This window comes from Dietzia sp. IBK-p2-16D (genome assembly GCF_057773085.1).
Window position 1 is genome coordinate 177,410 of sequence record NZ_JBYMTL010000006.1, and the last position, 23,381, is coordinate 200,790.

Genomic DNA, 23,381 nt, shown 5'->3' on the forward strand with positions numbered 1-23,381 from the left:
GCGGCGACAGTAGTGGGAGGTGTGGCACTGCCGACCGTGCCGTCAGCGCTCGCGGACGGGTTGGTGACCACGCCGACCTCGGTCACCCACTCCTGTACTCGGTTCAACAACTGGTGGGATACCGAGAAGGGGCAGCGCGTCACGGTGAGTCCCGAGACGGTGACGGTCCGGCACCCTGCGACGGTTGCGCCAGGTGAGGTGTTCAACATATTCGTCCAGCCCGGGCAAATGGCCACCGGCAACCGAAAGGTCGGGAAGGTCAGCTACGACATCGCGTTCCCGAGCGGAGCGGTGGGACTGGCTGCGTCGAATTATGGCGGCGGCGCCAACTTCTCCGGTACGCCGTCGGTCGCACGGGTGAACGCAGCTGGCGCGCCTGATGCGAACGGCGCGTTCGCCCGGCTCTGGGGCGGGACGGCCACTTCGTTCGAGACGGACACCTGGGCTGACACCACCCAGGTCAACAAGTGGCAGGGGGGCATTGAAGTCGAAGCCAACACGACCTTCCGTCTTCCGGAGGTCATGATGACCGTGCGTGCACCAGTCAACTCGGGTGGGACCACCATCCGGGCGGGCGTGAAGGCCGCTCAGGGGGGGAGTGGCAGCAATACGAACGGTACGGCGAACACCATTATGCTCTCCGAGCAGTCGGGAAGCTCGAACACTTTCACGATGCTCCTCTACTGCGGAACGTCGTCCGCAGGCGCCGCTCTCTCTTCAACCAATGTCGATGGTTCCCGTCCTCGATACATCGCCAAGACCTCCACCGCCATGACGAGTGCGGGGACGCATCTGCCCAGGTCAAGCCTCAGTGCGACCCTCTCGGCGCAGGTCTCAACGAGTGAGGAGCTGATGACGAATGTGATTGCTGGAGGGGCGCTCATGCGATTCGACATCAAAGATCTCGAGACCGGCGCGATCATCGCCTCGCCGACCGCCAACATCAACGCCACCGGCGTGGCGTCGACCACCTACACGTTCCCCGATATCTCTATCGGGGAGATCCGCGACAACTACGAGGTGACCGCCACGTACACCGGGCGAGCGGATGACATCGAGGCCAGCACGTCCGCGCCGATGAGCTACTCGGTGGGCTACAACGAGATCAACGCGACGGTTGCCCTCTCGTCCACCAACGGGCAGCTCGCGAATGGCACCATGCCCGTCACTCTCAGGGCCAACGTCACCCCACCGTCCGGGCGCTCGTTCCCGGCGAACCTCCAGATCCAGCTGTACAAGGACGACCAGCCGCACGGTGCTCCGCTGCCCGTGCCCAGCGGCACGGGCACCAAGCAGATCGCCTTTCCGGTGGACACCCTGACGCAGGCACAGAACACCAAGACCTACCGCTACCGCGCCGAGATCGTGCCCCTGATCATCAACGACCTGGACCGTTACGCGGGACAATCGCCGGTCTCCGTCGCTGCCATTGTCACCGGGACGAACCCGAGCTCGCCCCTGCCAGAGGGCGGCGAGGGGTCGGTCAGCCTCGAAGGATTCTTCCGCGCGCCTCAGCTGGTGTGGGATTGGCTGACCGGGAGTATCGGGCAGGGCGGCAGGTTCTCGGTGGGGTTCGCAAACTAGAGCCTGGTCGGCCCGGACACTGCTGTCCCATTCAGCCGGTCCGCACCACCGCGAACCCGAACGCCTGGCAGAACACCGAGTCGTCGTCGGCGACCGCCCCCGAGGCGAACACCGCCTCGCCGGCCAGCGGGACCCGCGACGGCTCGGTGCCCAGGTTCACCACCAGCGCCAGCGAGCCGCGGTGGACCACCAGCCAGCGGTTGTCGTCGGCCCCCACGCCGCAGTCCACCCGGACCGAGCCCAGCCACGGATCGCTGAGTTCGGGCTCGGCCTTCCGTAGGGCGATGAGCGCGCGGTAGTTCCGCAGGATCTCGGCGTGCTCATCGGCCGCCTGCTCCGTGCGGTCGAGCACCGAGCGACGGAACGTGTCCGGATCCTGCGGGTCCGCCACCGTGTCCGGATCCCAGCCCATCGCCGCGAACTCGCGGGTCCGGCCCCGGCGCACCGCCTCGGCCAGCTCCGGCTCGGGATGAGAGGTGAAGAAGCAGAACGGCGTCCGCGCGCCCCACTCCTCGCCCTGGAACAGCATCGGAGTGAAGGGCGAACACAGCACGATCGCGGCCTTGGCCAACTGCTGCTGCGGCGTGAGGTTCATCGACGGACGATCGCCGGCCGCGCGGTTGCCCACCTGGTCGTGCGTCAGCGTGTAGGCCACGAACCGCGATCCCGGCACGCGGCCCACGTCCAGCGACCGCCCGTGCACGCGCCCCCGGAACGTCGAGAACGTCCCCGCGTGCAGGAACGCCCCCGTGAGCACCTGCCGCAGCGACTCGAGCGACCCGAAGTCGGCGTAGTAGCCCTGGCGCTCCCCGGACACGGCGGCGTGGATCGCGTGGTGCACGTCGTCGTCCCACTGCCCGTCCAGGCCGTAGCCGCCGCCCTCGCGCGCGGTGACCAGTCGCGGATCGTTCTGGTCCGACTCCGCCACCAGCGACAACGGCCGCCCCAGATGCGTCGACAGTGACTCCACCTCCACCGTCAGCTGCTCGAGCAGATGCACGGCCGACGCGTCGTGCAGCGCGTGGACCGCGTCCAGCCGCAGCGCATCCACATGGAACTCGTCGAACCAGCGCAGCGCGTTGTCGATGATGTAGCGCCGCACCTCGCCCGCGTGCTCGCCGTCCAGGTTGAGCCCCGACCCCCACGGGCCGTCCGCGGCGGACAGGTACGGGCCGAACTCCGGCAGGTAGTTCCCAGACGGGCCCAGGTGGTTGTAGACCACGTCCAGACACACGCCCAGACCCCGCGCGTGGCAGGCGTCGACGAAATCCTGGAACGCGTCCGGCCCGCCGTACGGCTCGTGCACCGCGAACCACGCGACGCCGTCGTAGCCCCAGCCATACTCGCCGTTGAAGGCATTGAGCGGCATCACCTCGACCATGTCCACGCCCAGTTCGACCAGCTCGTCGAGGTGCCCGATCGCGCTGGTCAGCGTCCCGCCGGCCGAGAAGGTGCCCACGTGCATCTCATAGATCACCGATCCGGCCAGCTGTCGCCCCGTCCACCCCTCGTCCGTCCAGCGGGACGGGTCGAGGCGGTGCACCCGCGACAGCCCGTGCACCCCGTTCGGCTGACGCGGCGACCGCGGGTCGGGCCGCGGCGGGCTGACCTCGTCGTCGTCGCCGGTCACCACGAACCCGTAGTCCCTGCCCTGCTCCCGGGGTATGCCGGACGTCCACCAGCCGCCCGGGGCGCGTCGCATCGGAACCGGGTCGGCGTCGGGGGAGTCGAGCACCAGCCCCACCCCGCGGGCCGTGGGCGCCCAGACGGAGAACATCTCGTCGCGCGGGGTGGCGCCGGCGGGGACGGTGGACGAGGTCGGCGCGGTCGTGGCTGTCGCGCTCGAGTCGGGCGGGGTCGCTTGGCTCGGTGAGGTCACACCGCCCAGCGTAGGGAAAACGCGCCGCCGCGGGGAGACGCGAGCGATCACCGTCGGCCGACCTGCGCCCATCCACGACCAACGGCGATACTGGGGACATGACCGACTCCCCGCCCCGCGTGCTCCGGCTCACCGCCGGACCGGACGTGACGGGGGAGTACGAGGAGAAACGCTCCAGGTTCGTGGCCGTGCTGAGACGGTGCGACGACGAGGAGGACGCCCGCGTCCTGATCGCCGAACTCCGGGCGGCGCACCCGTCGGCTCGCCACCACTGCAGTGCTTTCATCGTGGACGTTCCCGGGTCCAGCCGAATCGAGCGGTCAAACGACGACGGCGAGCCCTCCGGCACCGCCGGGACACCCATGCTGGACGTGCTGCGGGGAAGTGGCCTCACCGGGGTGTGCGCGGTGGTCGTGCGGTGGTTCGGCGGCACCAAGTTGGGCACCGGCGGGCTGGCGCGGGCCTACTCGGCGGCGGTGTCCGAGGCGGTCGACTCCGCGTGGCTTGATGGTCGCGTCGCGGAGGTCACCCGCACCCCCGCGTGGGCGGCCGAGGTCGACCACGCCGTGGCCGGCGGTCTCGAGGGGGCGCTGCGCTCGGTCGGTGCCCGGGTGATGGACGTCGACTACGGCCGGCGGGTGCGGTTGACCGTCGCCGGCCAGATCGACGTGCTCGGCCCGATCCTTGCCACCCGCACCTCGGGCGGGGTCGAATGGGAGTCCGCGGGTGTGGCCACCACCGAGAACGCGGCCGTTCGCCCGGATATGGAATCCTGACTACATGAGCATGCAGCCCTACCAGCCGAACTCGATCGAGCAGCAGAAGCAGCAGGTCCGCAAGGATGCGCGCACCACCGCGATCGCGCTGGGTGTGACGGCTGTGTCGCTGCCCATCGCGCTGTTCGCGAGCTCGTTCTTCACGGTGGTGGCGATCCTGGCCGCGATCGTGGCGATCTACAACGGCAACAAGGTCCGCAAGGCCATCTCCGGCAAGTCCGGGCAGAAGCGCGAGCTGTACTGAGACGAACCGGGGGGGACCGGCTGCGACGCGGGCGGACTCGAGCGCGGCGAGCCGGTCGCTCCGGGCTCAGCCGTGGCGGCGCACCACGTCGGTCAGGTCGGCGCGCTCGGCCCTGAACGTGTTGGCCGGGTGGTCGGCGTCGGCGTAACCGAACGAGATCCCGCACACGATGAGCCGGTCCTCGGGGATCTGTAGGTGCTCGCGGACCGCGTCCGAGTAGAGGGCGATCGCGGCCTGGGCGCACGTGGCGACTCCCAGTGACGTGGCCGCCGCGAGGAACGTCGACACATAGCCGCCGCAGTCCACCGCGCCGTACGTGCCGAGGCCCGCGTCCGAAGTGATCACCGCGACGTGCGGGGCGCCGAAGAAGCGGTAGTTCTCCAGCATCTGACGCAGCCGCGCATCCTTGTCCGACCGCTCGATGCCGAGCGCCGAGTAGAGCCCGAATCCGCTCGCCCGGCGGCGATCGCCATACACACCGTCATACCGCTCCGGCGCGGGAAAATCCGAGCTCATGTCGCTGGAGAGCACGTGGTCGGTGAGGTGCTTACCAAATGCGGCCGTCGCCTGCCCCGTCACCAGCTCCACCTGCCAGGCCTGCGAGTTGCACCACGATGCCGTGCGCTGGGCCATCCGGAAGATCCGGTCGATCGTCTCCTCCGGGACCGGCTCCGAGGTGAAGCCCCGGCAGCTGTTGCGGCCGTCGAGGATCTGCTCGAGCGTGGCAGCGGCGTCGAGCGTGGCGGCAGCGTCGAGCGTGGCGGCGGCGTCGGTCATGGGTCCTCCAGTGGGCGGCGGGGCGATGTGATCCCAGTCTCGCACGGTGCCCCGGGCGACGTGACAGGGGCTGCAGCCGCCTGCGCTGCCACTACTGCCACTACTGCCCCATCCGCCCCACCCGCACCCGCATCCGACGCCGCACCCGCCGCCGCACCCGCCGCCGCACCCGCGGCTGAGCACAGCACGAGCCACGGGACCGCGGGCGATCGACTGACCTGTCGGATTCCGACTGACCTGTCGGATTCCGACTGACGCGCGGGATCCCGCAGGTGAGTCGGAATCGGACAGGTCACGATGCGTCGCCCCGGTCCGTGGCAGTCGCCGCTCGGCGGACGAGGGTCCAACGGGAGTGGCGGTGCCCGTTGTCCACAACCGCTGCCGCCTCCACAGGTGAGCGTGAATCGGGCATCCGAAACCCGGCCCGGAGCGGTGCCTCGGTGATCATCAGCGTGTGCACGAGATCAACGAACTACGCCAGATGCTGTTGACGACCGACGAATTGGTCGGCCGGGGGATGTCCAGCCAGTTGCTCAGCCGATCGGTGGCCTCCGGAGAACTGGTCAGGCTGCGACCCGGGTTCTATGTCCCGGGCACCGCCAAGGAGCTCCCGCGGGAGTCCCGTCACCTGCTGTCGGTGTTGGCGGCGGATGCTGCCCTGGGCTCGCCCGTGTTCTCCCACTCGTCTGCCGCTCTGGTGCACGGCTTGCCCGGATGGGGTCTGCCGCTGGGGCGGGTCACCACCTCGGCTGCGGGTGACAAGGGCCGCAGCCGTACGTCGCGTCTGGTCACGCACCACACGGTGGGGCTCGACGATGAGGAGGTCACCAGAGTCGACGGGCTGCAGGTGACGACTCCGGCGAGGACGGTGGTGGATGTCGCGCTGTCAACGGGAAGGGACGCTGCGGTGTCGGTCGCGGACGCCGCCCGGCATCGTGGACTCGTCACGGACCCGGATGTGGAACTCGCGTTGCAGCAGGCCTCGGGACGAATGGGGATAAGGAAGGCCCGGTCGGCGTTGGGCCTGGTCGATCATCGGAGCGAGAGCGTGGCGGAGACGCTGAGCCGGCTGACGTTCATCGATCACGGGCTGCCGACGCCCGAGACCCAGGCGAACATTTTCGACACCCACGGCAACCGCATCGCGCGGGTGGATTTCTTGTGGCGCGAGTTCGGGGTGATCGGGGAATGCGATGGGTTCGGCAAGTACTTCGACGGCGCGGACGGGTTCGAACTCAGACGCCGACTGGCTCGTGAGAAAGACCGGGACGCTGAGTTGCTGGCCCTCGGCTATCGGGTCCTGCACTGGCGGTGGGCGGATCTCGAGCAGCCGCGTCTCCTCGCCGAGCGGATTCGAAAAGTCCTCTACCCGGCCGCCGCGTGAGCCGAGGGAGTGCGGAGGGCGCCGGGGAACCACGACACGGCGCGGCAAGACCCGTCACTCCGTCCCGCCCGCCCTGCCCGTCGTGGCTACCCATCCCGGCTGACCTGTCCGATTCTGCCTGACCCGTGGGGTCCCGCAGGTGAGGCGGAATCCGAGAGGTCAGGTTGCGGGCATGGTGGGGTTATCCTCGCGCCATGAGTGTTCGGGTGGACGCGTGGACGTGGTCGGTGCGGTTGTTCCCGTCGCGGACCAAGGCGGCGGCAGCCTGCCGTGGCGGGCACGTCAAGGTCAACGGCGAGGCGGTGCAGCCGTCGAAGCCCGTCGTACCCGGCGACCGCGTGCAGGTCACCGGCGCCCTCGGGCGGGTCCGCATCCTCGAGGTGGTGCGGACGGTCAACAAGCGGGTCGGCGCCCCGGTGGCCGCGACCTGCTACATCGACCATTCGCCCCCGCCTCCGCCCAAGGAGGTCCTGGCCTCCCAGCCGCGGCGGGACCGCGGCGCGGGACGGCCCACCAAGCGGGAGCGGAGGGAGACCGACCGGCTGCTGGGCCGCGACTGAGAGCGCCGCGGACCGAGGGCCCCGCGACTGAGAGCCCGCGACCGAGGGCCCCGCGACTCAGAAACCGCGACCGAGGGCCCCGCGTCCGAGCGACCCGGCGAGCTCGCGAGTCAGCCGTCCTCGCGGACGATCACCACGACCGCCGTGTCACTGAGCAGCTCGCCGAGATCGACGCGGCCCGAGATCGGCGACCCGTCCGGGCGGACCGACCACGACCCCTCCGGCAAGAGCACCTCGGTCCCGGTGAACTCCGCGGCGGGCAACACCGCGGTGCGCCGCCGCGCGATCATCCCGACCGCCGGCCGATCATCGACGGCCCGCGTGAACGCCACCACGTCGGAGGCGGCGGGCCCCTGCACGGGCAGCGGCACGTACGCCCCGCCGGTCAGGGCCTCCGGATACGCCCGCCGCAACCGCAGCAGTTCGCGGACCAGCACGAACTTCGGGTGTCCCGCGCGGGCGACGGCGCCGGAGCGCAGCGGCCCGTAATCAACGAACCGGCGGTTGTCGGGGTCGACGAGGGAGTCCTCCCACACCTCCGTCCCCTGGTAGACGTCGGGGATGCCGGGGCCGAGCAGCTGCGCGGCCTTGGCGATCAGCGAGTTGTCCCGGCCCGCCGGCGCGATGCGCTCGACGAACGGCCCGAGCACCCCGCCGCCGGAGTCGATCAGAGCATCGATCCACCGGTGCACGCCGGACTCGAAATCGGCATCCTGATCAGTCCACGTGGTGTGGACGGCGGCCTCACGCATCGCCTTGTCGGCGTAGTCGTGCAGGCGCGACCGCAGTTCGTCGGTCGGCCCGCCCCGCTCGGGCCACACACCCACGATCACCTGGAGCAGGAAGTATCCGGCGTCCTCGGCGGGCGGCGGGAACCGGTCGAACACGCGCGAGACGAAACCCGCCCACTCGTCGGGGAGCTGCGAGAGCACCGAGATCCGCGCGCGGACGTCCTCGCCGCGCTTGGTGTCGTGGGTACTCAGGGCCGTCATCGCCAGCGGGGTGTCGCGGGCCCGTTCGGCCATCGTCAGGTGGAACGCCTCGACCGGCAGGCCCATCCGCCCGGGGGAGCCGCCGACCTCGTTGAGTGAGACCAGCCGCCCGAGCCGGTAGAACAACCGGTCCTCCTCGGCCTTGGCGGTGGCGGCGCCGGTGACCTGCGCGAGCCGGGTGGACGCCTCGCCGCCGCGGGCCAGCGCCCCGGCCACGAGCCCCAGCGCGGGTGCCAGCTCGGGCCGCTGCCGACGCAGCTCCCCGAGGATCATGGGCAGGGTGCCGCGCAGGACGGGGTAGTCGGCGCGGTAGAACGGCGTGCGCGCGACCACCGAGATCAGTGCTTCCCGGAGGAGGGCGTCCTCGTCGTCGTCGCTTCCATATCCGTCGTCGCTTCCATAACCGTCGACCCCGGAGCCGCCCGGCCCCACAGCGGCCTCGCGGCGCACCGCGCGCGCCAACCGCGACAGCTCGGGCGCCAGATCCTCCTCCACGATCTGCCGCTTGAGTTCGGCGGACTGGGCGTGGACCTGGTCCTCGTCGCCGGGGCCGCCGCTGTACCGTCGGGCCAGTTCCGACAGCGGGCCCTCACCGCGGGGGTCGACGAGCAGGTGGTCGATCAGCCGCAGCGCGTCGTACCCGGTGGTGCCGTCGACGCCCATGGTGGGGTCGAGCACCTCGGGCGGGGTCGAATCGGTACCGGGCGCGAGGATCTTCTCCACCAGCAGTACACGGTCGTCACCGGCGAGTTCCCGCAGCCGACGCGCGTACCCGACGGGGTCGGCGAGCCCGTCGGGGTGATCGACGCGGATGGCGTCGACGAGGTCCTCCTCGCACCAGCGGCGTACCTCGGCGTGGGTGGCGTCGAAGACCGCGGGGTCCTCCTGCCGCAGCCCGGCCAGCCCGGTCACGGTGAAGAACCGCCGGTAGCCCAGCAGCGGCTCACGCCAGTGGACGAGTCGGTAATGCTGGCGGTCGTGGACCTCCTGCGCGGTGCCGTCGGCGGTGCCCGGTGTGATGGGGAACCGGTGGTCGTAGAAGCCGAGCTCGGCCTCGCCGGAGTCGGTGTCGGTGGGTGCGACGACGACGAAGTCGGCCACGTCGTCCGGTGACCCAAGGACGGGGATCGCGATCTTGCCGCCGGCCCCGTTCGCGTCCTCGGTGTCGAAATCGAAGAACGGGAAATGCGGCGAGTCGGGGCCCCGCTTCAGCCCGTCCCACCACCACGGGTTGGCGGCCGGCTCGTCCACACCGAGGTGGTTGGGGACGATGTCCACCACGAGACCCAGCCCGTGGGACCGGCACGCCGCCCGCAGTGAGCGCAGCGCGTCGATCCCGCCGAGTTCGGCCGAGACCGTGGTCGGATCCACGACGTCGTACCCGTGCGTGGAACCGGGTGTGGCGGTCAGGACGGGCGAGAGGTACACCGCGCCCACGCCGAGGTCTGCCAGGTAGGGCACGAGGTCCTCGGCGTCGGCCAGGGTGAAGCCGCGGCCGTCGGGATCCGAGGCGGGGGTGCGCAGCTGGAGGCGATAGGTGCTCGCCAGCACTGCTGCGCGGGCCAGCGGCGTCGCCCCGGTCGGGTCCTCGACGGCCATGCTCAGCTGACCTTGCGCAGGACGATGGTGCCCCGGTCGGCGACGCTGATGGTGTCGTCCGAGCTCAACTCTCCGGCGCGCTCCTCCAGGTGGTCGGCGGTGTCGAGGACGACCTCCCATTTCTCGGCGTAGTCGGAGCCGAGGAGGGAGAAGTCGATGGGCTCGTGGTGGGCGTTGAACAGCATGAGGAACGAGTCGTCGACGATCCTCTGGCCGCGCGGATCCGGCTCGTGGATCCCCTCGCCGTTGAGGTACACGGCCATGGACTTGCCGAACCCGGAGTCCCAGTCCTTGCTGGTCATCTCCGACCCCTCGGGCGTGAACCACCCGATGTCCTGAGGCTCCTCCTCGCCCCGCAGCGGGGAACCGAAGAACCGGCGGCGACGGAACACGGGGTGGTCTTTGCGCAGCTGGACCAGGCGACGGGTGAAGTCCAGGAGATCCTGCTTCTCGTCGTCGAGATCCCAGTCCATCCAGGAGATCTCGTTGTCCTGGCAGTAGACGTTGTTGTTGCCGTCCTGGGTGCGGGCGATCTCGTCGCCGTGGGCGATCATCGGCGTGCCCTGCGAGAGGATCAACGTGGTGAGCAGGTTGCGTCGTTGACGGTGGCGCAGCCGGAGGACCTCCGGGTCGTCGGTCGGCCCCTCGACGCCACAGTTCCAGGAGCGGTTGTGGCTCTCGCCGTCGTTGCCGTCCTCACCATTGGCGTCGTTGTGCTTCTCGTTGTAGCTCACCAGGTCGTTGAGCGTGAAGCCGTCGTGGGCGGTGACGAAGTTGATCGAGGCGTTGGGCCGGCGACCGGTGTGCTCGTACAGGTCCGAGGACCCGGTGAGGCGCGACGCGAATTCCCCCAGGGTCGCGGGCTCGCCGCGCCAGAAGTCGCGCACGGTGTCGCGGAACTGCCCGTTCCACTCGGTCCACAACGGTGGGAAGTTGCCCACCTGGTACCCGCCCTCGCCCACGTCCCACGGCTCGGCGATGAGCTTGACCTGGCTGACGACCGGGTCCTGCTGGACGAGATCGAAGAACGAGGACAGTCGGTCGACGTCGTGCAGGCCCCGGGCCAGCGCGGAGGCCAGGTCGAAGCGGAACCCGTCGACGTGCATCTCCAGGATCCAGTACCGAAGGGAGTCCATGATGAGCTGCAGCGAGTGCGGGTGCCGGACGTTGAGGGTGTTGCCGGTACCCGTGTAGTCCATGTAGTGCTTCTCGTCGCCCTCGACCAGTCGGTAGTAGGCCTGGTTGTCGATGCCACGGAAACCGATGGTCGGGCCCATGTGGTTGCCCTCGGCGGTGTGGTTGTAGACCACGTCGAGGATCACCTCGATGTCGGCTTCGTGGAAGGCCTTCACCATGGCCTTGAACTCGCTGACCGCGTCCCCGGGCCGGTCGGAGAACGCGTACTCGTTGTGCGGCGCCAGGAACCCGAAGCTGTTGTAGCCCCAGTAGTTGCGCAGCCCCATGTCGATCAGTCGCTGGTCCTGCATGAACTGGTGGACCGGCATGAGCTCGATCGCGGTGACGCCCAACTCGGTGAGGTAGTCGATGATCGCCGGGTGGGTCATCCCGGCGTAGGTGCCGCGCATCTCGGCGGGGATCTCCGGGTGCGTGGCGGTCATGCCCTTGACGTGGGCCTCGTAGATCACCGTGTTGTGGTACTCGTGCCCGGGCGCCCGGTCGTTGCCCCAGTCGAAGTAGGGGTTGATCACGACGGTGGTCATGGTGTGCCCGAGCGAATCGTCGGTGTTGCGCTCGTCCGGGTTCTCGAGGTCGTAGCTGTGCAGACTCGGGTCCCCGTCGAAGGAGCCGTCGAAGGCTTTGCCGTACGGGTCCATGAGCAGCTTGGACGCGTCGCACCGCAGGCCGTTCTCGGGTTCGTACGGTCCGTGGACGCGGAATCCGTACCGCTGCCCCGGCGTGACGCCGAACAGGTAGCAGTGCCAGATGTGGTAGTCGACCTCGGTGAGCTCGATGCGCTGTTCGTTGCCGTCGTCGTCGATCAGGCAGAGCTCCACCCGCTCGGCTACCTCGGAGAACAGCGAGAAGTTCGTGCCGGTGCCGTCATAGGTGGCCCCCAGCGGGTAGGGGGTACCGGGCCAGGCTCGGATGAGCTCCGGGGCGGACTGCGTCTCGTCGTCTTGGGTCACGAGAACCAAGGGTAGTGCCTAGCGGCGTCGAGCCGCCGTTGTGCGGACAGCGGCGGGTCACCACCACCCGGTGGCGGGCCCCATCTGACGGGCGAGTTCGCCAGAGGCGGACCGGACCCACGAGCCCGAGAGGTGGTGGGAGTCGTGGTAGACGATCACGTTGCCCACCACGGCGGGGCAGTCCTCCGGGTTGCACAGGCCGTCGCTGAGGTCGAGCAGGCGAACCGAGTCCAGGCCCGCGGCGGCGATCGCGGCGGGGTTGATGGGGGAGATGGAGCGCTCCCGCGGCATACCGCACTCCTCCGGGGTGCCGCCGTCGCCGAGGCAGTCGCTGGCGCGGATGGGGCCGCGGCCCCGGTTGAGCCACGGGGTGTCGCGGATGGCGATCACGCCGATGCCCTGCTCGCCCAGCGCCCGCCACAGGTCCACGTACTGGCGGGGGGTGACGTCGGGCCCCACGACGCCGACCGGGCGGGTGGCGGTGGTGAACACGAAGTCCGGGTTCAGTCCGACGAGGGCGGCGAGCGCCTCGGGGGTCCATTGTGCGCAGCTCTCGTACAGCGGTTCGTCACCGTCGGAGACCGAGGCGTCGAGTGTGAGCGGGCAGCCCATCTTGAGGACGGTGACCACCCGGAAGCCGTAGTGCCGGCCGACCTCGTCGAGGCCGCTGATCCAGTGTTCCGCGTGGGACCCGCCGGTCAGGGCGATCGTGCGGGGGGAGGTGACGTCGCCGTACACGCACATCTCGACCTCGGTGGACTCGAAGTCGGAGATGCAGCCGTCCAGGGTGCTGGCGGGGAGGTCGTTGCCGACCTGGATGAGGGAGGGGACGTAGGACACGTCGTCGGGCACGGGGACGTCCTCGAGGTACGCCCGCGCGCCGGGGTGGTCCGGGTCGGTGAGGGAGTCGACGTAGGGGACGGCCGAGCGGGAGTTGGAGGTGGCGCCCCACCAGCCGACGGTGCCGAGACTGGCGACGGCGGCGACGACGACGAGGACGCTGGCGCCCACGAACAGCCTCTGCTCACGGGCCGAACGGGCCGGACCGCCCCGTTTCCGGTCGCGTGCCGCAGCCGCCGGGGTGGTGCGTCCGCGTGCCCGGCTGGGCATCCGCACCGGGCGTTCGACGTACTTCTCGGTGATGAGTGCCAGCACGATCGAGATGGCGATGATCACGAGTCCGGAGACCACGGTGATCTCGGCCTCGCGGTCGTGGGACAACCACAGGATGAGCAGCGGCCAGTGCCACAGGTACAGCGAGTAGGAGATGTCCCCCAGGCGCCGGAACACCCGCGCGGACAGGAGCCAGGTGATCGGGTCCTTCCACGGGGTGGCGCGCTGACCGGGCGGCAGGTTGCCGCCGAGGATGATGAGCAGGGCGCCGCCGATGGGGTACCAGGCGAGGGGGCCGGGGAAGTACCCGGCGCCGTCGAAGAGGAAGCCGGTGCTCACCACGAGGAACAGGCCGGCGGCAGTGGTGAGCAGGCGCAGCGGCCAGGGCAGGACGATCCCGGCGAGCACGATGGCCACCAGGCCACCGACGAGGAGCTCCCACATGCGGGCGCCGGTGTCGTAGTAGTTCCACGCCTGGTTGGTGGCCTGCCCGAGGACCGCCCACCATGCCGAGGCCGCGGTCCCCGCGGCGACGACCCCCACGAGCAGCCATTTCGGTGTTCCGCGTCGGATCACCAGGCGCCAGAGGGCGGTCCCGCCCAGGATCACCGCGAGGGCCACGAGGTAGAACTGCCCCTGGACGGACATCGACCACAGGTGCTGCAGCGGCGAGATGGTGGCGTCGGCGGCGGCGTAGTCCGACGCCGTGAACGCCAATTCCCAGTTCTGGTAGTAGAGCAGCGAGGCGACGGTCTGCTCGAAGATGGCCGACCACTGGGTCGGCGGCTTGATGAGCACGGTGCCCAGGACGGTGGCGGCGATCGTCACGACCAGGGCGGGGTAGAGCCTGCGAACCAGTCGCTTGAGGTGCGGCAGGGGGGAGAGCGGGGAGCCCGGGTCTCCGGCGCCGCGCAGGAGCGACCCGAGGAAGAAGAAGCCGGACAGGGTGAGGAAGACGTCCACGCCGCCGGAGACCCGGCCCATCCAGATGTGGAAGACCACCACGAGCGCGATCGCGAGGCCGCGCAGGCCATCGATGTCGTGCCGGTAGGCCATCGTCCCGCGGCGCCGACCGGCAGGCGCGGGAGCAGAGGTGGTGGCCACTGGCGGGTACTTCCTGACGTGTCGTCCGGTTGGTCGGTGGGGCCCGGCCCGGCGTCCGGGCACCGTGCCGGAAGCCGGCGGAGCCGGGTCCGATTACACCACAACGGGTCGGCACCACCGGCGTTGGTACAGTCCGTGCGCATGACCAGCCCGTCGTCGTCGACCCCTCCCGCGCGCCCGGGCGGTACGGTCGCGCACGCGGCGTCGACCCTGCTCGGCGTGGTGGGCCCGTTCCTCGCCGCGGTGCTGTTGTGGATCGTCGCGGCGCCCCGCGCGGAACTGTTGTCGGTGGGCGGCGGCCGGGGGCTGCGGCTACCGGATTCGGGGGCGGACGGCGGCAGTCAGCTGCTCGTCCTGGTCGTCCTGCTGGGGTTCGCGACCGTCTGCGCGGTAATGGTTCTGTGGCGGCGACATCCTCATCTCCGGCGGCCGGCGGGCGTTCCCGCGCTCGCGGTGCTGCCGGGCGTGATCTGCGCGCTCGCCGCCGCGGCCGCCACCCCGCTGGCCGATGTGCTGGCCGCGCCCCCGGTCGATGCCCCCTACGGCGAGCTCGTCCGGCAGGCGCCGGCCGCCGGCGATCTGTTCTTCGACCGCATGGTCTTCGGGACCTCCGGCCCCGCGTGGGACTGGTTCCCTCCCGGCTTCGACTGGGTTGTCCTCGGGGGCATGATCGCGGCGTTCACCGTGGCGGTCCTGGCGTACCTCAGTCCCTCGGGGGATCTGCGTGACCCGTCCGTCACCCGGCCGTCGTCGGCGGGCGCAGCGTAGCGAACTGGTCGGTGATCCGTAGCCGTCGTTCGGCGAACGCGTACAGCGCCGCCGGCCGACCCCCCGACGGTCCCGGCGGAGCGCTGCGCCCGCACCGCACGAGCTCGCCGCGGCGGGTGAGGACGCGCTGCAGGTTGGTCGGGTCCACCGGGTGGCCGAGGGCGGCGCCGTAGAGCTGCGCGAGGAATGACAGCGTGAACTCCTCGGGCGCCAGGGCGAACCCCAGGGTGGAGTAGGAGAGCTTGGCCGCCAGTCGGGCTCGTGCGCGGGCCACGATCTCGGCGTGGTCGTAGACGGTGTCCGGCAGCTGGTCGACCCGGAACCATGCCGTGTCGGCGGGGATCGCCGGGTCCGCGTCACTGGGCAGGACTCCGAGGAAGCCGGAGGCGAACACGCGCCGGCCGGGGACGCGGGCGGGGTCGGAGAACTCGGCGACGGACTCCAGGTGACTCAGTGATCGGACGTCGACCTTCTCGGCGAGTTGCCTGGTGGCGGAGGCGGGGAGGTCCTCGTCGTCGCGGACCTCGCCACCGGGTAGAGCCCACCTGCCGGCGGCCGGCCCGAGGGAGTGTCGCCACAGCAGGACGTGGAGCGCGGGAGCGGCGGCCCCGGGGACCGGCCGCACCTGGGTCACCACGACGAGGACCTCGTGACCGGTGTTACACTGCATCATGTTTTCGATTGTAAGTCGAAAACGGCCGGCCGGTGGTTTGCCGGTCCGCACCGATTCACCCGGGAGGGGGCAGCGATGAGCACTGCCACAGGACTGAACACCGCGAGCACGACGGTCGCACCGAGGCCGGACACCGTCGCCGGACGGCTCGATTCGCCGCTCGCGGCCAAGATCCGTCACGACGGCGCGGTCTACACGGGCGTCGAGCCCGACGCGCAGTGGGCGTCCGAGATCCGCCGACTCGCCGCCGAGCGCGACGCGGTGATCCTCGCGCACAACTACGAGGTCCCCGCGATCCAGGACATCGCCCACCATGTCGGCGACTCCCTCGCCCTGTCGCGCATCGCGGCGGAGGCAGAGCAGTCGACCATCATCTTCTGCGGCGTCCACTTCATGGCGGAGACCGCGAAGATCCTGTCCCCGGACAAGACGGTCCTCATCCCCGACGAGGCCGCGGGCTGCTCGCTGGCCGATTCCATCACCGCCGAGCAGCTGGCGGAGTGGAAGTCCGAGCACCCGGACGCGGTGGTGGTCTCGTACGTCAACACGACCGCCGCGGTGAAGGCCCTCACCGACATCTGCTGCACGAGCTCCAACGCGGTCGAGGTGGTCGAGTCGATCGACCCGGACCGCGAGGTGCTGTTCCTGCCCGATCAGTTCCTCGGCGCGCACGTCCGGCGCAAGACGGGCCGCGAGAACGTCCTGGTGTGGGCGGGCGAGTGTCACGTCCACGCCGCGATCAACGGTGACCAGCTCACCGCCAAGTCGCAGGCGCACCCGGGCGCCGAGCTGTTCGTCCACCCCGAGTGCGGTTGCGCCACGAGTGCCCTGCACCTGGCCACCGAGGGCGCGGTCCCGGCCGACCAGGTCAAGATCCTGTCCACCGGCGGGATGGTCGACGCCGCCCGCGCCTCGGGTGCCCGCGAGGTCCTCGTGGCCACCGAGGTCGGGATGATCCACCAGCTGCGCAAGGCCGCCCCGGAGATCGACTTTCTGCCGGTCAACGACCAGGCCAGCTGCCCCTACATGAAGATGATCACCCCGGCCGCGCTGCTGCGCGCCCTCGTCGAGGGGGCCGACGAGGTGCACGTCGACCCGGTCACCGCCGAGGCCGCGCGCGGGTCCGTCGAGCGGATGATCGCGATCGGCAATCCGGGGTCGGGGGAGTGAGCGGCGCTGCACCCGGGGACGACGACGACGAGGTCTTCGACCCCGACACCCGTGCCGACGCCCTGATCGCGGTACGGCGTGCCCTCGAGGAGGACCTGCGATACGGCCCGGATGCCACCTCGCTGGCGACGGTGCCCGCAGACGCCCGCGCCACGGCCCGCCTCGCGACCCGCTCCGACGGGGTCGTGGCCGGACTGCCGCTGGTGGAGATGGTCCTGGCCGAGGTGTTCGGCCGGGCCGAGCCGGGGCGGGCGGACTTCTCGGTGGTTCTGCACGCCCACGACGGGGACCGCGTCTCGGCCGGCGACGTGGTCGCCGAGATCAGCGCTCCGACGCTCGGGTTGCTCACCGCCGAGCGGACCCTGCTCAACCTCGTGTGCCACCTGTCCGGCGTGGCCACCGCGACCCGCGCGTGGGCCGACGAGCTCGCCGGGACGGGCTGCGCCGTTCGCGACACCCGCAAGACCATGCCCGGGATGCGGTTGCTGCAGAAGTACGCGGTCCGCTGCGGTGGCGGGGTCAACCATCGACTGGGCCTGGGCGACGCGGTGTTGGTCAAGGACAACCACGTGGTGGCCGCTGGCGGGGTGCTCCCGGCGTTGGCCGCGGTGCGGGAGCGCTTCCCGGATCTGCCGTGCGAGGTCGAGGTGGACTCGCTCGAGCAACTGGACGAGATGCTGGGAGCCGGCGTGGACCTCGTCCTGCTCGACAACTTCCCCGTCTGGCAGACCCAGATCGCGGTCCAGCGCCGCGACAAGGTCTCACCGGCCACCCGCCTGGAGTCCAGCGGTGGGTTGACGCTCGACGCGGCGGCCGATTACGCCCGCTGCGGGGTCGATTATCTGGCGGTCGGGGGCCTGACCCACTCCGTCGCGGTGCTCGATCTGGGACTGGATATGTGAGGTCCGCCCCACCGTGGCCTTCGGGCTCGGGCCACCGGCCGCGGTCCGCGTAAAGTCGAGGACCATGACGGGGTTCTGGGACTCAGGCGAGAAGAGCACGGCAGCGGAACGACGATTGCAGCGGATGGAGGAGGCGCGCCGCCGCGTCGAGGCGGGGGAGAACACCTCGCCGCCCCCTCTGCCCGCACCCGCCAGGAGCACCAGGCCGACGCGCTCCGCCCGCACCGCCAAGGCCCCGACCGTCGACCCGCTCGCGGTGACCGGAGCGCAGTTCGCGGTGTGGCGCAGTGTGCAGCACTTCTGCAGTACCGATTCCACGCCCGACGCCCGTGGCGCCGACCTCGACCTGCTGGTGGCCTGGTCCGACACGATCCAGCCGTTCCGGCTCCGGCAGCGCATCGTCGCCAGGTTGGACAACGAGGGCGCCTGGCTGCCCGTCAGTTACGCCAAGGACGGTGCCCGCGAGCCCATCACCCAGGCCCAGGCGGAGCGCTACCGGGACGCCCGTCTCGGCGAGACCACCCTGTCCGGCGGGGCCCAGAAGCCGCTCAAGGAGACCGACCACCCGGACGAGACGGTCGCCCTGTAACCGGCCCTGCCGTGCCCCGGCCCCGCCGGCCGCGTGTCAGCGGTCCCCGAGGGCGAATCGCCGCCCCTCGGGCCGCGGGCCCGTGGCGAGGACGATCTCGTCGGCTCCGGCCTCGGCGGCCGCCGCGTCGGTGGTCTCCTTGGCAGCGGTGACCTCGTCGTCGTCGCTCCCACCGGTCTCGCCCACAGCGCTATCCCCCGCAGCGCCATCGCCCACAGCGCCATCACCCGAACCGCCTCCGGCAGGGTCGCCCTCGCCGGTCGCGCGGACCATCTCACCGTCGCCGGGTAGCGGATCGACGGCCACGATCGTCCCCTCGTCGAGCAGGTCGATGATCGCCGTGCGCGCGGCGCGGGCGTAACGCAGGTTGCGCAGGGCCGGGGTGTCCGTCTCGGGGGCGGACGGGTCCACGTCGGCCAGCCGGAGCGGCTCGCCCGACGGTGCCTCGTAGGCCTCGCACACCGACTCGATCAGTTCGTCGAGTGCCAGGCTGTCCCGCTCGCCGAGCTTGTCGACCACGATCATGCGGGCTCGTTCCAGTGCGGGCTGTTCGGGTTCGGTCGCGGCGTCGATGGCGGTTCGGATGGTCTCGAGTGAGGTCATACCCCGAGCCTGCCAGTCCGGGCGGCGGCGTGCAGCCGGTCAGCAGGGGCGGTGGGCGTCGTGCACCTGCGGCACCACCGTCACCACCACGTCTTCGATCTTCCAGCTCAGCTCGGCCAGCCGACGCCGGACGTCCGCGAGCCGCTCGACGGTGATCTCCCGGCCGGGCGACGGGACCAGGAAGGCCTCCACATGGAAGACGTGCCCCTGGTCGCGAACCCGCGCGCCGTGGTCGTCTGCCCAGTCGACACCCGCCAGGAGGTCGTCGATCCGGTACACGAGTGGATGCGGGTCGGTGCCGTCGAACCGGGTGGGACGCGCGTCGGCCAGGCCCTCGATCGCACCGCGCAGGTTCGACCACCCGTCCCGCACGATCGACACGCTCACGACCAACGCCGCCACCGCATCCGCCCACCACAGGCCCACCGCGATCCCGAGGACGCCGACGATGGTGGCCAGGCCGGTCTTCCAGTCCGCGCGGTTCATGTCCGCATCGGCGTAGAGGACCTTGTCGTGCAGCGTCTCGGCGGGTGCGGCCTTCATCCGGCCGAGGAAGAACGGCCCGATGACGGACAACCCCATCACCACGATCATCAGCCACCCGGACCAGACCACCCACCCGCCGATCTCCACGACCCCCAGCGGCGGCCGCTCGCCCGTCACCAGACCCGTCACGGAGTCAAAGACGAGGAACGCCCCCATAGTCAGTAGAGCCACCGCGGCGACGAGATGCCCGATCCCGACGGCGCGATGCCGGCCGTAGGGGAAACGAGCCGACGGCGGAGTGCGCGCGATCCGCACCGCCACGAGGAACGCGATCGGCGGCAGGAGGGACAGCGAGTCCTCGATCCAGGCGGCCTTCATCGCCTGCGACTGGCCGGACACGGCGTACACCGCTGCGACGGTGACGACCAGTACCGCGAGGGTCGCCCACTCCAGGCGGACCGCGCGACGCAGCGCGGATCGTTGATCGTCGGGCAAGTCGTCGCGCCCGAGCCCCGACGCGCCGCGGCTCCGTCGGTCGTCGTCCCTCTCGGCACTCATGATGCGCCCTCGGATTCGGCGAGGTAGGTCTCCAGCGCCACCAACAGCGCGTTCTCCCCGAGCGGAGTGGCCATCACCATCTTCTCGGTGTCCCCGTCGGGGGTGACCTCGTCGGTGTACGGCCTCGTCAACGCGATCTCCTTCTCCCACGGGGAGTCGGAGGTCAGTCCGCCCACGACCACGTCGAGGTCCCCGCGGACCATCGCCATCACGAGTTCACTCTCCGCGCCGGGCGTCCACTCGACGTCCGCGGCGTATGACTCGGCGAATCCGGTGACCAGGTCGACCTCCCGCCCGGCGACCCGGCCGTCGTCGTACACCTCGGTCCACGGCGGGTTCTCCGACACGCCCACCCTCAGCACGCCGTCGGTGATGCGCCCGAGACTGCCGTCGGTGTCCTTGGGGAGTGGTCCGCCGCAGGCGGCCCCGAGGACCGCGACGAGGACCGCGACGACGACGGTGAGAACGACGGAGTGAGCGACGGAGACGACGCCTCGGCCGGTCGTCTCCAGCGGGCCGCGGGTACGACCACGCTCGACTGGATTTCGACGGACGTGCATGCGATTCCCCACCTTCCGCGTCGACCCGTTCAGGACGAGAGTTCCACCAGCGCACCGGGGATCTCGGGCAGCAGTTCGCGCGCGAGGAATCCGGTCACACCGACCCGGGCGGACAACCGCTCCCCGGCCCGACCGTGAACGAAGGTCGCCCACGCGGCGGCCTGGGCGGGTTCGGCCCCACGGGCGAGCAACCCGCCGATGAGCCCGGCCTTGACGTCACCCGACCCCGAGACGCCGAGACCGAACGAGCCGGATTCGTCCCGCCATAACCGGCCGTCCGGCGCGGCGATCCACGAGGTCGCGGTGCCGGTCACCACCACGGCCCCGGCTCGCCCGGCGAGCTCGGTGGCGTGTCCCGGGGTGTCGGACTCCACCTCGTCCTCGGGCACGTCGAGGGTGCGGGCGAGCTCCCTGGGATTAGGGCTGAGGACCGCGCGCCCCTCGAGGTGCGCGAGCCCGTCGGGATTCTCCGTGACGTAGGCCATCCCCAGCGCGTCCAGCACGAGCGTGGTGTCCAGCCGGGGCACGACATCGGAGAGCAGCTCCACCGCGGCGACCTTGTCGCAGATGCCCGGGCCCAACACCACTGCGTCACACCCCTGAGCGAGTTCGACGATCGTGTCGGCCCCCGCGGCGGTGAGTTCGCCGGCGTCGTCCTCGGGAAGACCGACGGTCTTCGATTCCGGGATATGGATCGCGAGGGTCGGCGCCACCGACCCGGCCGTGGCGATCTGCAGTTTGCCGGCCCCGCACCGCAGCGCCGCCTCCGCGGCCAGCAGCACCGCGCCCGGGGTGGACCGGCTGCCACCGACGACCAGGACCCGCCCTCGACCCTCCTTCCCGCCGTCGGGGGAGGGGAGAGCCCACCCGCGGAGCAGGTGCGGCGTGAGGACCGACTCGCTGCTGCTCACCGCACCGCCTCCTCCGTCCCAGCCGGGATCTCCCGGGTCATCGGTTCGTCAGCTCGCTCTACGGCCGTCGTGTCCGCGTAGCGTTCGAGTTCGAGTCGCTCGGTCCGGGCGTCGGCGCGCGGGCCTGTACCCGTGCCCACCCGGTACGTCGTCACCGAACAATTGGGCAGGGGGTCCTCCCGGTCGATCCGGAGGACCTCCTCCTCGGCCATCTGCTCCAGTGCCACGCGGAAACACATGATGACCGCCTGGTGGCTGAAGACCGCGACCCGCTCGCCGGCGTACTGCTGACGCAGATCCGTCAGTAGATAGCGCACCCGCAGGAGCACATCGGTCCAGCTCTCGCCACCGGGAGGACGGTAGTAGAACTTGCCGATACGGTCCCGCCGCTCGGCTTCCTCCGGATACCGCTCCCGGATCCCACGGCCGGTGAATCCGTCGAGAATCCCCAGATCACGCTCACGCAGCCGTTCGTCGGTGAGCAGCGCGGCACCGCCGGACCCAGCTCCGCGCGCATGACCACCGACCACCTCGAGTGCCGCCGAGGCCGTGTCCGCCGCCCGGCGGTACGGCGAGGTCAGCCACACGGTCGGGCGGGCCTCGGTGGGCAGGTCCCCGAGCCAGGCACCCACCGCCCGGGACTGGCGCACCCCGGCGTCCGACAACGGCGTGTCGGCGTCGCGGTGGTCCAGGTCGAGTTGGTGGGCACCGGCGGCGCGGGCATTGTCGTTGGCGACGTTGCCGACACTCTGGCCGTGGCGGACAAGCAGGAGTCCCGCGAGTTCGGTCACGGCTCGAGGACCACCTTCACGGCGCCGTCCTCCTTCTTCTGGAACATCTCGTATGCGCGGGGTGCGTCGGCCAGCGGGAGCCGGTGGGTGGCGAAGTCGTCGACGCCCAACGGATCGTCGTCGGTGAGCAGCGGCATGATCTCCGGAACCCAGCGCTTGACGTTGGCCTGGCCCATCTTCAGGGTGATCTGCTTGTCGAACAACGTGAGCATGGGCAGCGGATCGGCGGTGCCTCCGTACACACCCGAGAGCGAGATTGCCCCGCCGCGGCGCACGATGTCTATCGCCGAGTAGAACGCCCCGAGTCGGTCGACCCCGGCGTGCTCCATCATCTTCTTGCCGAAGAACTTGGGCATCAGACCGACCGCGGCATGCGCAGCGCTCGCCACGGGAGAACCGTGGGCTTCCATGCCGACCGCGTCGATCACCGATTCGGGCCCGCGGCCGTCCGTCATGTCGCGGATGACGTCGCCGATCTCGCCGGGAACGTCAGTTGGATCGATCACCTCCACCCCGCGGTGGGCCTGGCGGGCCCGGCGCTCGGCTACGGGGTCCACGCCGATCACGCGGTGTCCACGGTGCGCGGCGATGCGTGCGGCCATGTCGCCGATCGGCCCGAGGCCCAACACGACGACCGTGCCACCGTCGGGGATCTCCGCGTACTCCACGGCCTGCCAGGCGGTGGGCAGGACGTCGGAGAGGTAAAGGTATCGGTCATCCGAATGCTCGTGCGGCACCTTGATGTGGGTGTTCTGCGCCTGGGGGACCCGCAGGTATTCGGCCTGACCGCCCGAGACACTGCCGTACAGCTCGGAGTAGCCGAACAACGCCGCCCCCATGCCCTGGTCACGCACCTGGGTGGTCTCGCACTGGGTGTTCAGGCCCTTGTCGCACATGAAGCAGTGGCCGCAGGAGATCTGGAAGGGCATCACCACGCGGTCGCCGGGCTTGAGCCCGGTCACCTCCGCGCCGACCTCCTCCACGATTCCCATGGGCTCGTGTCCGAGGATGTCGCCCTCGTTCATGAAGGGACCCAGCACCTCGTACAGGTGTAGATCCGATCCGCAGATGTTGGTGCTGGTGATCTTGACGATCGCGTCGGTGGGCTCCTGGATCTGTGGATCAGGGACGTCCTCGACGCGGACGTCGCGCTTGCCGTGCCAGGTGACTGCCTTCATGAGCGGGCTCCTCTCTGGTCGTGCCATGCGCGT

At 70.4% G+C, this 23,381-nt stretch carries 21 protein-coding genes; 9 read left to right on the forward strand and 12 right to left on the reverse strand.

Annotated elements, in window-relative coordinates; translation table 11 throughout:
- The first annotated feature begins 21 nt into the window (after positions 1-21).
- Entirely contained in the window at positions 22-1,584 is a 1,563-nt protein-coding gene (locus tag AC3DE3_RS13710; RefSeq protein ID WP_488370352.1) for a hypothetical protein, read from the forward strand.
- 31 nt (positions 1,585-1,615) lie between these two features.
- On the opposite strand, the gene treZ is transcribed toward AC3DE3_RS13710, so the two are convergent.
- Complete coding sequence (gene treZ / locus AC3DE3_RS13715) at positions 1,616-3,463, reverse strand: malto-oligosyltrehalose trehalohydrolase (RefSeq protein WP_488370353.1); 1,848 nt, start codon at positions 3,461-3,463, stop codon at positions 1,616-1,618.
- Between the two features lie 98 nt (positions 3,464-3,561).
- Here treZ and AC3DE3_RS13720 point away from each other — a divergent pair, with 98 nt between their 5' ends.
- Positions 3,562-4,239 carry an IMPACT family protein gene (locus tag AC3DE3_RS13720; protein ID WP_488370354.1) on the forward strand — a complete coding sequence of 226 codons (678 nt, stop codon included), beginning with the start codon at positions 3,562-3,564 and terminating at the stop codon, positions 4,237-4,239.
- Between the two features lie 4 nt (positions 4,240-4,243).
- Positions 4,244-4,483, forward strand: a complete 240-nt coding sequence (locus AC3DE3_RS13725; RefSeq protein WP_256821287.1) for a hypothetical protein — start codon at positions 4,244-4,246, stop codon at positions 4,481-4,483.
- A gap of 66 nt (positions 4,484-4,549) precedes the next feature.
- On the opposite strand, the gene AC3DE3_RS13730 is transcribed toward AC3DE3_RS13725, so the two are convergent.
- Positions 4,550-5,260, reverse strand: a complete 711-nt coding sequence (locus AC3DE3_RS13730; protein ID WP_260487148.1) for a nitroreductase — start codon at positions 5,258-5,260, stop codon at positions 4,550-4,552.
- Between the two features lie 454 nt (positions 5,261-5,714).
- Here AC3DE3_RS13730 and AC3DE3_RS13735 point away from each other — a divergent pair, with 454 nt between their 5' ends.
- Positions 5,715-6,644 (forward strand): type IV toxin-antitoxin system AbiEi family antitoxin domain-containing protein, encoded by a 930-nt coding sequence (locus AC3DE3_RS13735; RefSeq protein WP_488370355.1) that lies wholly within the window; start codon positions 5,715-5,717, stop codon positions 6,642-6,644.
- A gap of 194 nt (positions 6,645-6,838) precedes the next feature.
- Positions 6,839-7,204 (forward strand): RNA-binding S4 domain-containing protein, encoded by a 366-nt coding sequence (locus AC3DE3_RS13740; RefSeq protein WP_260487150.1) that lies wholly within the window; start codon positions 6,839-6,841, stop codon positions 7,202-7,204.
- Between the two features lie 110 nt (positions 7,205-7,314).
- On the opposite strand, the gene treY is transcribed toward AC3DE3_RS13740, so the two are convergent.
- From treY to AC3DE3_RS13755, 3 genes are read right to left on the reverse strand one after another with little or no spacing between them, the layout of a single operon-like run.
- Complete coding sequence (gene treY, locus AC3DE3_RS13745) at positions 7,315-9,795, reverse strand: malto-oligosyltrehalose synthase (protein ID WP_488370356.1); 2,481 nt, start codon at positions 9,793-9,795, stop codon at positions 7,315-7,317.
- A gap of 2 nt (positions 9,796-9,797) precedes the next feature.
- On the reverse strand, positions 9,798-11,942 hold the full coding sequence (gene glgX, locus AC3DE3_RS13750; RefSeq protein ID WP_488370357.1) for a glycogen debranching protein GlgX: 2,145 nt from the start codon (positions 11,940-11,942) through the stop codon (positions 9,798-9,800).
- Between the two features lie 57 nt (positions 11,943-11,999).
- Complete coding sequence (locus AC3DE3_RS13755) at positions 12,000-14,159, reverse strand: acyltransferase family protein (RefSeq protein ID WP_488370358.1); 2,160 nt, start codon at positions 14,157-14,159, stop codon at positions 12,000-12,002.
- Positions 14,160-14,300: 141 nt separating this feature from the next.
- On the opposite strand from AC3DE3_RS13755, the gene AC3DE3_RS13760 reads away from it, so the two are divergent.
- Positions 14,301-14,927 (forward strand): hypothetical protein, encoded by a 627-nt coding sequence (locus AC3DE3_RS13760; RefSeq protein ID WP_488370359.1) that lies wholly within the window; start codon positions 14,301-14,303, stop codon positions 14,925-14,927.
- Here AC3DE3_RS13760 and AC3DE3_RS13765 read toward each other — a convergent pair.
- Positions 14,896-15,600 (reverse strand): NUDIX hydrolase, encoded by a 705-nt coding sequence (locus tag AC3DE3_RS13765; protein ID WP_488370360.1) that lies wholly within the window; start codon positions 15,598-15,600, stop codon positions 14,896-14,898. The genes AC3DE3_RS13760 and AC3DE3_RS13765 overlap by 32 nt on opposite strands.
- A 75-nt stretch (positions 15,601-15,675) precedes the next feature.
- On the opposite strand from AC3DE3_RS13765, the gene nadA reads away from it, so the two are divergent.
- The 3 genes from nadA (at position 15,676) to AC3DE3_RS13780 (ending at position 18,261) form a co-directional block, all read left to right on the forward strand.
- Positions 15,676-16,770 carry a quinolinate synthase NadA gene (gene nadA / locus AC3DE3_RS13770; protein WP_488370361.1) on the forward strand — a complete coding sequence of 365 codons (1,095 nt, stop codon included), beginning with the start codon at positions 15,676-15,678 and terminating at the stop codon, positions 16,768-16,770.
- Positions 16,767-17,672 (forward strand): carboxylating nicotinate-nucleotide diphosphorylase, encoded by a 906-nt coding sequence (gene nadC / locus AC3DE3_RS13775; protein ID WP_488370362.1) that lies wholly within the window; start codon positions 16,767-16,769, stop codon positions 17,670-17,672. Before nadA ends, nadC begins: the two co-directional genes overlap by 4 nt.
- A 64-nt stretch (positions 17,673-17,736) precedes the next feature.
- Positions 17,737-18,261: a hypothetical protein gene (locus AC3DE3_RS13780; protein WP_488370363.1), complete on the forward strand. Its 525-nt coding sequence runs from the start codon at positions 17,737-17,739 to the stop codon at positions 18,259-18,261.
- Between the two features lie 36 nt (positions 18,262-18,297).
- Here AC3DE3_RS13780 and AC3DE3_RS13785 read toward each other — a convergent pair whose 3' ends face one another.
- The 6 genes from AC3DE3_RS13785 to AC3DE3_RS13810 are packed head-to-tail and all read right to left on the reverse strand — an operon-like array spanning position 18,298 to position 23,348.
- Entirely contained in the window at positions 18,298-18,864 is a 567-nt protein-coding gene (locus tag AC3DE3_RS13785) for a hypothetical protein (RefSeq protein ID WP_488370364.1), read from the reverse strand.
- A 39-nt stretch (positions 18,865-18,903) separates the two neighbouring features.
- On the reverse strand, positions 18,904-19,908 hold the full coding sequence (locus AC3DE3_RS13790) for a cation diffusion facilitator family transporter (protein ID WP_488370365.1): 1,005 nt from the start codon (positions 19,906-19,908) through the stop codon (positions 18,904-18,906).
- Complete coding sequence (locus AC3DE3_RS13795) at positions 19,905-20,468, reverse strand: transporter substrate-binding domain-containing protein (protein ID WP_488370366.1); 564 nt, start codon at positions 20,466-20,468, stop codon at positions 19,905-19,907. Before AC3DE3_RS13795 ends, AC3DE3_RS13790 begins: the two co-directional genes overlap by 4 nt.
- Before the next feature lie 29 nt (positions 20,469-20,497).
- The gene (locus tag AC3DE3_RS13800) at positions 20,498-21,379 is read right to left on the reverse strand and encodes an NAD(P)H-hydrate dehydratase (RefSeq protein ID WP_488370367.1); all 882 of its coding nucleotides are present in this window, start codon (positions 21,377-21,379) and stop codon (positions 20,498-20,500) included.
- Positions 21,376-22,170: a histidine phosphatase family protein gene (locus tag AC3DE3_RS13805; protein ID WP_488370368.1), complete on the reverse strand. Its 795-nt coding sequence runs from the start codon at positions 22,168-22,170 to the stop codon at positions 21,376-21,378. The genes AC3DE3_RS13800 and AC3DE3_RS13805 overlap by 4 nt, the downstream gene beginning before the upstream one ends.
- Positions 22,167-23,348, reverse strand: coding sequence for a zinc-dependent alcohol dehydrogenase (locus AC3DE3_RS13810; RefSeq protein ID WP_488370369.1), 1,182 nt, complete (start codon positions 23,346-23,348; stop codon positions 22,167-22,169). The genes AC3DE3_RS13805 and AC3DE3_RS13810 overlap by 4 nt, the downstream gene beginning before the upstream one ends.
- Positions 23,349-23,381 lie beyond the last annotated feature (33 nt).